Here is a 506-nt window from a genome sequence, read left to right as displayed (position 1 = left end):
CCCCTAGAAGGAGACCCCTCTATGCTGAAATCCATCCATGCCGCCCTGGCGATGAGCGTTATAACATTAACCGCCTTTGGCGCATCGTCGGCCTTCGCGGCACCGCTGAAAGTGGTCGCCAGCTTCACCGTCATTGCCGATTTCGCCAAAAATGTCGGCGGCGACCGCATCGATGTCACCACCATCGTCGGGCCGGATGGCGATGCCCATGTCTACGAGCCGAGCCCGGCCGATGCGGTGGCCATGGCCAAGGCCGACATCGTGCTGGTCAACGGCCTGCATTTCGAAGGCTTTCTGCAGCGGCTGGTCGATGCCAGTGCCACCAAGGCCTCGATCATCACCTTGACCAAGGGCGTGACGCCGATCGATTTCAAGCCTGAATTCGCCGATGCCGACGCGGCCGAAGGTGCCGGCACCGGCGGCGGCAAGACGGTCACCGATCCCCACGCATTCCAGTCGATTGCCAACGCCAGGATCTATGTGAAGAACATCGCCGAGGCTTTCTG

General features: G+C 61.5%; 1 protein-coding gene. It reads left to right on the top strand.

Going from position 1 to position 506, the window contains the following annotated elements; genetic code table 11:
• Window positions 1-21: 21 nt before the first annotated feature.
• Window positions 22-506 (top strand): metal ABC transporter solute-binding protein, Zn/Mn family (locus EN914_RS37915; protein ID WP_164779304.1); only part of this gene is annotated, 485 nt, incomplete at its 3' end.

The sequence above is a fragment of the Mesorhizobium sp. M7A.F.Ca.CA.001.08.2.1 genome, from assembly GCF_003998455.1.
In the GTDB taxonomy this organism is placed as follows: domain Bacteria; phylum Pseudomonadota; class Alphaproteobacteria; order Rhizobiales; family Rhizobiaceae; genus Mesorhizobium; species Mesorhizobium ciceri.
Note: the sequence above shows the minus strand (reverse complement) of the source record. Positions and strands in the feature narration are given on the sequence as shown.